At 66.8% G+C, this 8,015-nt stretch carries 10 protein-coding genes; 6 read left to right on the forward strand and 4 right to left on the reverse strand.

Annotation, left to right across the window (positions count from 1 at the left end; all coding sequences use genetic code 11):
• Positions 1-185, forward strand: a 185-nt coding sequence (locus JWQ89_RS11615) for a substrate-binding domain-containing protein (RefSeq protein ID WP_299641157.1), incomplete at its 5' end; no start/stop codon positions are given.
• A 161-nt stretch (positions 186-346) separates the two neighbouring features.
• On the opposite strand, the gene JWQ89_RS11620 is transcribed toward JWQ89_RS11615, so the two are convergent.
• Positions 347-727, reverse strand: a complete 381-nt coding sequence (locus JWQ89_RS11620) for a response regulator (protein ID WP_299641158.1) — start codon at positions 725-727, stop codon at positions 347-349.
• Positions 728-906: 179 nt separating this feature from the next.
• Here JWQ89_RS11620 and JWQ89_RS11625 point away from each other — a divergent pair, with 179 nt between their 5' ends.
• Complete coding sequence (locus JWQ89_RS11625) at positions 907-1,074, forward strand: sulfotransferase (protein ID WP_299641160.1); 168 nt, start codon at positions 907-909, stop codon at positions 1,072-1,074.
• A 10-nt stretch (positions 1,075-1,084) separates the two neighbouring features.
• Here the strand turns inward: JWQ89_RS11625 and chpT are convergent, their stop codons facing one another.
• A complete protein-coding gene (chpT, locus tag JWQ89_RS11630) occupies positions 1,085-1,759 on the reverse strand; it encodes a histidine phosphotransferase ChpT (protein ID WP_299641162.1) in 675 nt (224 codons plus the stop codon).
• Between the two features lie 146 nt (positions 1,760-1,905).
• Here chpT and JWQ89_RS11635 point away from each other — a divergent pair, with 146 nt between their 5' ends.
• Positions 1,906-2,805 (forward strand): NAD-dependent epimerase/dehydratase family protein, encoded by a 900-nt coding sequence (locus tag JWQ89_RS11635; protein ID WP_299641164.1) that lies wholly within the window; start codon positions 1,906-1,908, stop codon positions 2,803-2,805.
• A gap of 13 nt (positions 2,806-2,818) precedes the next feature.
• Here the strand turns inward: JWQ89_RS11635 and JWQ89_RS11640 are convergent, their stop codons facing one another.
• The gene (locus JWQ89_RS11640) at positions 2,819-3,727 is read right to left on the reverse strand and encodes a DUF707 domain-containing protein (protein WP_299641166.1); all 909 of its coding nucleotides are present in this window, start codon (positions 3,725-3,727) and stop codon (positions 2,819-2,821) included.
• Positions 3,728-3,804: 77 nt separating this feature from the next.
• On the opposite strand from JWQ89_RS11640, the gene glf reads away from it, so the two are divergent.
• Positions 3,805-4,962, forward strand: coding sequence for a UDP-galactopyranose mutase (gene glf / locus JWQ89_RS11645; RefSeq protein ID WP_299641168.1), 1,158 nt, complete (start codon positions 3,805-3,807; stop codon positions 4,960-4,962).
• An 11-nt stretch (positions 4,963-4,973) separates the two neighbouring features.
• On the opposite strand, the gene JWQ89_RS11650 is transcribed toward glf, so the two are convergent.
• On the reverse strand, positions 4,974-5,486 hold the full coding sequence (locus JWQ89_RS11650; RefSeq protein ID WP_299641169.1) for a YHS domain-containing (seleno)protein: 513 nt from the start codon (positions 5,484-5,486) through the stop codon (positions 4,974-4,976).
• Between the two features lie 179 nt (positions 5,487-5,665).
• Here JWQ89_RS11650 and JWQ89_RS11655 point away from each other — a divergent pair, with 179 nt between their 5' ends.
• A complete protein-coding gene (locus JWQ89_RS11655) occupies positions 5,666-6,256 on the forward strand; it encodes a DUF1134 domain-containing protein (protein WP_299641171.1) in 591 nt (196 codons plus the stop codon).
• Positions 6,257-6,471: 215 nt separating this feature from the next.
• A complete protein-coding gene (locus tag JWQ89_RS11660) occupies positions 6,472-7,656 on the forward strand; it encodes a hypothetical protein (protein WP_299641173.1) in 1,185 nt (394 codons plus the stop codon).
• Positions 7,657-8,015: the final 359 nt, after the last annotated feature.

The raw sequence follows: 8,015 nt of genomic DNA on the forward strand, positions 1-8,015 counted from the left end.
TCGTCGGCTTCGACGGCGTCCCCGAAACCGCCACCAGCCAGCCGCCCCTCACCACCATCGCCCAACCGATCCGCGAAAAAGGCCGCCGCGCCGCGGAAATGGCCCTCCGCAACGAGGCCCCCCGCCAGATCGAACTCCCGCTGGAACTGATCATCCGCGCCTCGACCGCGCCCCCATCGCGGTGAGACCCCGAAGCGAAAGTGCCCCGACCCTCCACCCCGGCCGGTGTCATCCCAGCGAAAGCTGGGATCCAACCCTCCGCCGGCGCGAACGCAAAAATGATTCCGGGCCTTCGCCAGGATGACATCGAGTTTGGAGGAAGTTGGGGTGGATGTAACCCGAACCCCTAAGCGACGTTGGCGCGCCCGGCCACCGCTTCGGTGAACTTGCCCTCGAGGTGGTCGCGCTCGAACGGCTTCATCATGTAGTCGTTCACCCCGGCCTTCAGCGCCAGGGCGATCTGCCCGATATCGTTCTCGGTGACCATGTAGACGACGCGCGGCGTGTGTCCGCCGACATAGGCGCGCAGCAGCTTGAGGAACTCGAGCCCGCTCATCACCGGCATCTGCCAGTCGAGCAGGATCGCGTCGGGCATCTCCTGCCGGCACTTGTCGAAGGCTTCCTGTCCGTCCTCGGCCTCGTCGACGATGAAATCGAGATCTTCCAGGATGCGGCGCGCCACTTTGCGCACAACGCTGGAATCATCGACTACAAGGCAGGACTTCATGACGCGCGTCTCCAACGCTGGCGATGTTAGTCGCCACGCCTCACTATCCTGCAAATGTCCCTACGAATGGTTATCGAAGGCTGAAGTTTTCAAGGCTGTTCCATGCCTGAAACGCGCGGGGGCGTGATCGGGCGGTAACCTCCGAACTTCCAGGCGCTGCTTGGAATTGGCCTGTCGTCGTGCCAGTATCCGCAGCACAACTAGAGGCAACAGTCCCCGCAGAGCGCCTCCTGGTCTTCGATGTCCGCAGCGGCTGGGAGCCGCTCTGCGCCTTCCTCGGCGCCGCCATCCCCGACATGCCCTATCCTCGCACCAACTCCACCCGCGAGTTCAACGAGAGGGGCTAGCGCAGAGCAACTAGGCCGCCGCCGCGACCGCCTTCGGCGTCGCCGAGAACTCGAACACCTCGTTCTCGATGCCGATCTTCAGCTCCATGTCGGTCATCCGCGCCAGGATCCCCGTATAGAACGTCTGGATCCCCCGCGCGTCGACGCCACCCTCCGGCGCCCCCGAAAGCAGCCCCTCGGCGCCCGACGGCATCAGCGTCTTCTGCCGCTTCTCCGGGTCCGATTTCGAGGTCATGACGAACCGCTCGCCGCCCGCCGGCCCCTCGACCTTCACCGTCACCAGCCCGCCGCGCGGCACTGCCATCGCCGCGATCAGTAGCATGTTCATCAACAGCTTCGCCTTGTGCTTGGGCAGCAGGATCAGCGGTACCTGCCAGTCGAGATCGGCCTTCTCGATCTCGAAATAGAGCTTGGCCACCCGCTCGCATTCGCGCGTATCGAAATCCGTGCCCGCCGTCGAAGAGGCGCCGTAGGCGAGCCGCGCGAACTCGAGCTTGGCGCGTGCCTGCTTGGCCGAATTGGCGATCAGCTCCTGCGCCCCCTCCGCCATCGCCCCCTGGGTTGGATCGGCCAGCACCTCGAGCCCGTTGCCGATCGCCCCCACCGGGTTGATCAGGTCATGGCAAACCCTGGAACACAGCATCGCCGCGAGATCGGTCGCCTTGAGTTCGATGAAATCCGCCATTGGTAAGGTTCCTGCCGTCGAATCAATTTTCGCTACACTAACCGCAACGTGGCCGGCGCCCTAGGGGCCGCGACGTTGCGTGCCCCGCGGTTGCGGACATCTGTGCGACCCGTTACCGATTTGTCAGGGGAACGGGGCAGCGGCGCATGAGCATACTGGTGACCGGTTCTGAAGGCCTCGTCGGAACAGCCTTGCGTCGGACGCTGGCCGCCCGGCACATCGAGGTCCGCGGCCTGGATCTCCGCGCCGATGCGGCCCCCGAACGGTTCGACATCTGCGACACCGCCCGCTTCGCCAGCCGGCTCGACGGCGTCGAGGGCATCGTCCACCTCGCTGCGGTGTCGCGGGTGGTCGATGGCGAGCAGCGGCCCGAGCGCTGCAACGCGGTCAATGTCGAGGCGACCCGCGGCCTCCTCGCCGCGGCGCTCGCCGCCCCGCAGCGTCCTTGGGTCATCTATGCCAGCAGCCGCGAGGTCTATGGTCAGCAGGACCACATGCCGGTCGCCGAGGATGCCCCCTTCCGCCCGATGAACACCTATGCCCGCAGCAAGGTGGCGGCCGAGCTGCTGTGCCGGGACGCCCGCGCCGCGGGTCTTCGCACCGCGATCGTCCGTTTCTCATCGGTCTATGGCAACGTCGCGGACCACGCCACGCGGGTGGTCCCGGCTTTCGTCGCGGCGGGGCTGCGCGGTGCCACGCTGCGCGTCGAAGGCACCGCCTGCAGCTTCGACCTCACCCATGTCGACGATGTCGCCGACGGGCTGCTCCGCCTGATCGAGCAGCTTCGCGCCGGCGAGGACGACCTGCCGCCGATCCATTTCGCCAGCGGGGCCGGCATCTCGCTGGGCGACCTCGCGTCGAGAGCCATCGCCCTGGGCGGCGGCCGCGGCCGGGTGATGGTCGCGCCCGCCCGGACCTTCGACATCCACAGCTTCATCGGCGATCCGGCACGGGCCGAGCGCCTGCTCGGCTGGCGCACCACCACCTCTCTTGACGATGGGCTCGCCCGCCTCGCTGCCGATTTCGCCGCAGCTCCGGCCAGTTGAACCGGGCCCGCGGTCAGCCGCGCTCGTCGAGCCGCAGCGGGCCTTCATAGCGCGAGCGGAGCTCGGTGACCGGCACGAGGCTATGGCTCTTGCAGTAGAGCACCCACCATTTGCCGAGGCGCCGCGGCACCGGCCACTCCCGCAGCCGGCGCAGGCTGTCCCAGGCCATGCGCCAGCGGGTCCCGAAGGGCCCGACGCGTCGGCCGGACCGGGTGATGCCGGCGTAGCAGAAGAACTGCCGCCGCCCCCAGACGATGCCGAAACGCGCCAGCATCGCCCCGACGATCGCGGCGTTGTCGTGGCCCGCTTCCTTCACCTTGCCCGCCAGCACGCTCCCCACCGGCCGGGTATGGCGCATGGCGAGGGTGTCGACGATGGCCGCCCGGAAGCGGTTGTCGGGTTCGAGCCTTGCCCAGATCAGGTCGAGCCCCGAGCCCGAGGGCGAGTCGCCGGCATAGGGCAGGATCCTGGTGAGCGCCGCGCGCGACAGGCACGGGAACATCACCTCGACATAGGGCGTGTAGCGTAGCCTGAACGACGGGGACTGCAGGTGGTGGATAGCCGAGAAATAGCTGTTGGCGGTGAGCCCCGGCTGCGACAGCTGCAGCCCCTCCTGCTCGCTGATCTCGAACAGGCGGTTGATGGTCTCCACCGAGATGTCGACGTCGTCGTCGCCGATGATCAGGTAGTCGTAGCGCGCGACGATCTCCGGGTGGTCCCGCAGCTGCGCGGCGACCACGTCCCACTTGAGGCCACGCTGCTCCAGCACCGTCTCGTCCGCGCTCGCGACATACGGCGTGGTGCCGTACCAGGAAACGATCAGGTCCCAGTTCCGCGCCTGCCCCTTGAGCCAAGTACGGTGCAGGGAGTTCTCGCCGGCGCGGACGATGACGGCGAAACGGCGTCTGGTCGGTGTACTCATGAGACGTCCCGGCTGGAGATTGGAGGCGCCATACGCTATGCCCCTGCACGGCGGCGCGACGCAACAGGGACGGGACCATGCAGACTCTCGACCGCGCCGATCTGATCGTGGTCGGAGCCGGATTCTACGGCGCGACGGTCGCCGAGCGCGCCGCGGCGGCGGGCCTCAGGGTCCAGGTGCTGGACCGGCGGCAGCACATCGGAGGCAACGCCTATTCCGAACCCGATGCGGCCACCGGCATCGAGGTGCACCGCTATGGTCCACACCTGTTCCACACGCCCAACGCCGAGGTCTGGCACTATCTGGGCCGCTTCGCCAGCTTCAACGACTTCGTCTTCCGCGGACGGACCGTGCATGCCGGCCAGGCCTATTCCCTGCCGATCAACCTCTCGACCATCTGCCAGTTCTTCGGCCGGCACCTGAGCCCGATGGAGGCGAGGGCCCTGGTCGAGGAGCAGCGGCAGGAGATGCAGGGACGCGAACCCGCCAACCTCGAGGAAAAGGCCATCTCCCTTGTCGGCCGGCCGCTCTACGAGGCCTTCATCCGCGACTATACGATGAAGCAGTGGCAGACTGATCCGCGCGAGCTGCCCGCCGCCGTCATCACCCGCCTGCCGGTCCGCTACACCTTCGAAGGCAGCTATTTCTCCGACCGCTACCAGGGCCAGCCGCTCGACGGCTACCCGGCGATCTTCGAGCAGATGCTCGGCTCGCCGAACATCGAGGTAGCGCTCGGCGTCGACTGGCACGACCTGAGGCATGCGGCGCCGGCCGCCACGCCCGTCGTCTATACCGGCCCCCTCGATCGCTATTTCGACCATGCCGAGGGGCCGCTCGGCTGGCGCACCACCGATTTCGAGACCGAGGTGCTGCCGGTCGGCGATTACCAGGGGACCGTGATCGTCAACTATGCCGACCTCGATGTGCCCTTCACCCGCATCGTCGAATACCGGCACCTGCACCCCGAGCGCCCCTATCCTGAAGACCGCACGGTGATCGTGCGCGAACGCCCGCGCGCTGCCGGCCGGGGCGACGAGCCCTACTATCCCATCGATACGCCGGCGGACCGCGCCGTGCTGCAACGCTATCGCCAGCGTGCCGCGAGCGTCCCCAATGTCTGGTTCGGCGGCCGGCTCGGGACCTACACCTATCTCGACATGCACCAGGCCATCGCCCTGGCGCTCAGGGACTGGGGCACCATCCGCTCGCGCTTCTGGCCGGAGCGGCAACCCTAGGCCGCGAGGCGCTACTGCGCCGCCTCGGACGTCTCGCCGGCAACGGCCTCGTCCACCACCGCGGCGGCGACGTCGGCCTCCTCCCCTGTCAGGCCCTTGGCCAGTTCCGGCCAGTTGCGCTCGGCGGTCCGCAGCGAAGACTCCTCGCTCTGAACGAACGCCTCGCGGTTGGCCACCGAGTAGAACAGGTAGAGCTTCATCCCGGCAATGGCGTAGAGCCGCGGCTTGCCGTCCGAGAGGTAGCCGCGCGACAGGCTGGTCAGGCAGTGCCCGCCGAACTGCGGCGCGTAGATCTCGGGGTTGCGCATGAACACGTCGCGGTTGGCCGCCGAGGCGAAATACCAGGGCACCCCGCCCCAGCGATACTCGTAGTCGGGACTGCCGGGCACCGGGTCCGGGTCGGTGAAGTAGCTCACCGGGTCATAGCCCTCGAGAGCTACCCCGGTCAGCGGGTCGGTGACGATGGCGGTGACCAGCCCGGCAGCGCCAGCCGGGGCGCCGAAAGCGCAGCCGAAAACAACCAAAAGTGCTGCAAGAAGCCCGGTTATGGTTAAGTTTTGTTTACGCTTTTGCCGCATCATTGCCGCCATGAAGGCCTAGCCTGAATTCTATCAGGCAGACCGGATGCGCTGCACCTTACCTCGTCATGGTAAGGACCGCGTAAATGGCCCGCCGCTCGAATAAGCCCCCCGGAGTTCCCTTCATGCTCGACCGCATGGTCTATTTCATCCTCGCCGCCTTCGTCGCGCTGACGGCGGCCACGCTGGTCCTCACCCCCACCCTCACCTACGCCCAGCAAGGCTCCGTGTCGGACACCTATTCGGGCGAGGAATTGGTCGCCACCGGCGGCGAATTCTTCGGGTCGGTCGCCCAGGGCCTCGCCTCGCTGGTCGAGCGCGCCGTCAGCCAGTTCGGCCTGCCCAATGCCTACATCCTCGGCGAGGAAGCCGGCGGCGCCATCTTCGCCGGCGCCCGGTACGGCGAAGGCACCATGTACACCCGCAACCAGGGCGAGCACCCGGTGTTCTGGCAGGGCCCCACCGTCGGGCTCGATTTCGGCGGCGACGGCTCCAAGGTCATGATGCTGGTCTACAACCTGAAGTCGGTCTCCGACGTCTATGGCCGCTACCCCGGCGTCGACGGCTCGGCCTATGTCCTCGGCGGGCTCGGGATGACCGTGATCAAGTATGGCGACGTGGTGATGGTGCCGATCCGCTCCGGCGTCGGCGCCCGCCTCGGCGTCAATGTCGGCTACCTGAAGTTCACCCAGGAGCCGACCTGGAATCCCTTCTGAGCCGCAAAAGCCGTTCAGGAGCCGTTCAACCCCCGTTCATCGCCGCGGCAAACCTGCGGCAGATAGCTTGGCCTTGTGCGTGTTACGCTCATCGTGACCGCGTCCCCGTCTTCCGGTATGGTTGCATCGTGACGGGGACGGCCGGGCGCGCCTTCCCTGTCATCGTGGTGTGTGGATCGCCCCAGGCCGGCGTTAGCCGGTGGCGGAGTTGTGTTATGGTCATTGAAAACATTATGTATTTCGTGCTCGGCCTGCTCGTCGCCGGGCTCCTGGCACTGATCGTCCTGCCCGCCGTCTGGCGCCGCGCCGTGCGCCTCACCAAGAAGCGGATCGAAGCGGCGACCCCCATGACCATGGCCGAGTTCCGCGCCGACAAGGACCAGCTCCGCGCCGAATTCGCCTTGTCTACCAGGCGTTTGGAGATGAACGTCGAGGCCCTCCGCCGCCGCCTCTCCGATCAGTTGAGGGATATCAACAGGAAGAAGAACGAGCTCGGCGGCATGAAGGGCGAGCGCGACAGCCACCTGCAGGTGGTGCGCGAACTTGAGGAACGCGAAGCCGCGGCCCGCCGCCGCATCCTCGAACTGGAGAAGGAAGGCGCCGACATCGCGCAGAAATTACGTATGCGCGACAGGGAGTTGACCGAAAAATCCAGCCAGCTCCAGGCCGCCCGCGAAAGCCTCCGCGGCAGCCGCCCGCGCGCCTTCGCCATCGAGGGCAAGGCGCTCAGCGGCGACTACAACGCCGACATCGACGAGCTCCTGAGCTATCTCGAGATCGAGAAGAAGCGCTCCGAATTCCTCGAAACCCAGAACCGCACCCTCATCGAACAGCTTGAAAGTTCTGATAAAAACGCCAACGCAGCACGCGCCGCGGCGATGGAATTCCGCACCCAGCTCGCCAGCCGCGACGACACCGTCACCGACGCCCAGTCCGAACTCGCCGCCGCCGAAGCCCGAATCGCGGACGCCGAAAGCCGCGTCTCGACCCTCCTCGCCGAGACCACCAAACTCGTTGGCGACGGCGAGGAAAAGCGCGACCTGCTGCTCGCCGAAAAGCTCGGCCTCGAAGAGGAAATGGAAAAGCTCCGCACCAAGGTGGCCAGCGTCGAAGAGACCGTCATGGCCGACTGGGACAGCGACCGCATCGAGCAGTCGCACCTGCGCGAGCGCCTCAACGACATCGCCTCGGACGTCAGCCGCCTGGTCTACGCGCTCGAGGGCAATGGCCCCGTCGACGAGGAAGAAAGCCTCGCCGCCCGCATGCAGAAATTCGTCGACGCTGAAGAATCCCAGTCCCCGCCGGTCCGCGGCCCCAACGCCCGCAAAGGCAACGCCCCGGAAACCCAGGCCGTCTCGGACCGCCTCAAGGCGCTGCAGGAACTCAGGAACGACAACTAGGGGCCGACATATCGTCTCAGGGTCCACAGCCTCGCCGTCCAAGGTGAAAGAGCCGAAGCAGACGGCCCGTCCCCAACTCTCCCCATGAAGGGGAGGGTGCCCGCAGGTGTGTTGGGCACGGTCCACCCAGGAACTCGATGCGACACCTCCCTCCTTGTGGGGGAGGCCGGGAGGGGGCCCTCCGCTGCTGTCCGGCGCGTAACCCGAGCCCCCGCAGAAAATTCTTCCCCCGACTTATCCCCGCGCTCTCCACCCGTCGTATTCTCCCCCCATCCGCTGCACCTGAAGCGAGGTCATGACGAGTGGTTGGTGCAGCGGAGACCGGGTGGGGTGGTAGTCGTATCACCCCAGGCGGAAAC

The organism is Devosia sp., from assembly GCF_028290645.1.
In the GTDB taxonomy this organism is placed as follows: domain Bacteria; phylum Pseudomonadota; class Alphaproteobacteria; order Rhizobiales; family Devosiaceae; genus Devosia_A.

Coding starts and splice junctions, on each gene's coding strand:
- JWQ89_RS11620 (WP_299641158.1), bottom strand. CDS start 727: ATGAAGTCCTGCCTTGTAGTCGATGATTCCAGCGTTGTGCGCAAAGTG.
- chpT (WP_299641162.1), bottom strand. CDS start 1,759: ATGGCGGATTTCATCGAACTCAAGGCGACCGATCTCGCGGCGATGCTG.
- JWQ89_RS11635 (WP_299641164.1), top strand. CDS start 1,906: ATGAGCATACTGGTGACCGGTTCTGAAGGCCTCGTCGGAACAGCCTTG.
- JWQ89_RS11640 (WP_299641166.1), bottom strand. CDS start 3,727: ATGAGTACACCGACCAGACGCCGTTTCGCCGTCATCGTCCGCGCCGGC.
- glf (WP_299641168.1), top strand. CDS start 3,805: ATGCAGACTCTCGACCGCGCCGATCTGATCGTGGTCGGAGCCGGATTC.
- JWQ89_RS11655 (WP_299641171.1), top strand. CDS start 5,666: ATGCTCGACCGCATGGTCTATTTCATCCTCGCCGCCTTCGTCGCGCTG.
- JWQ89_RS11660 (WP_299641173.1), top strand. CDS start 6,472: ATGGTCATTGAAAACATTATGTATTTCGTGCTCGGCCTGCTCGTCGCC.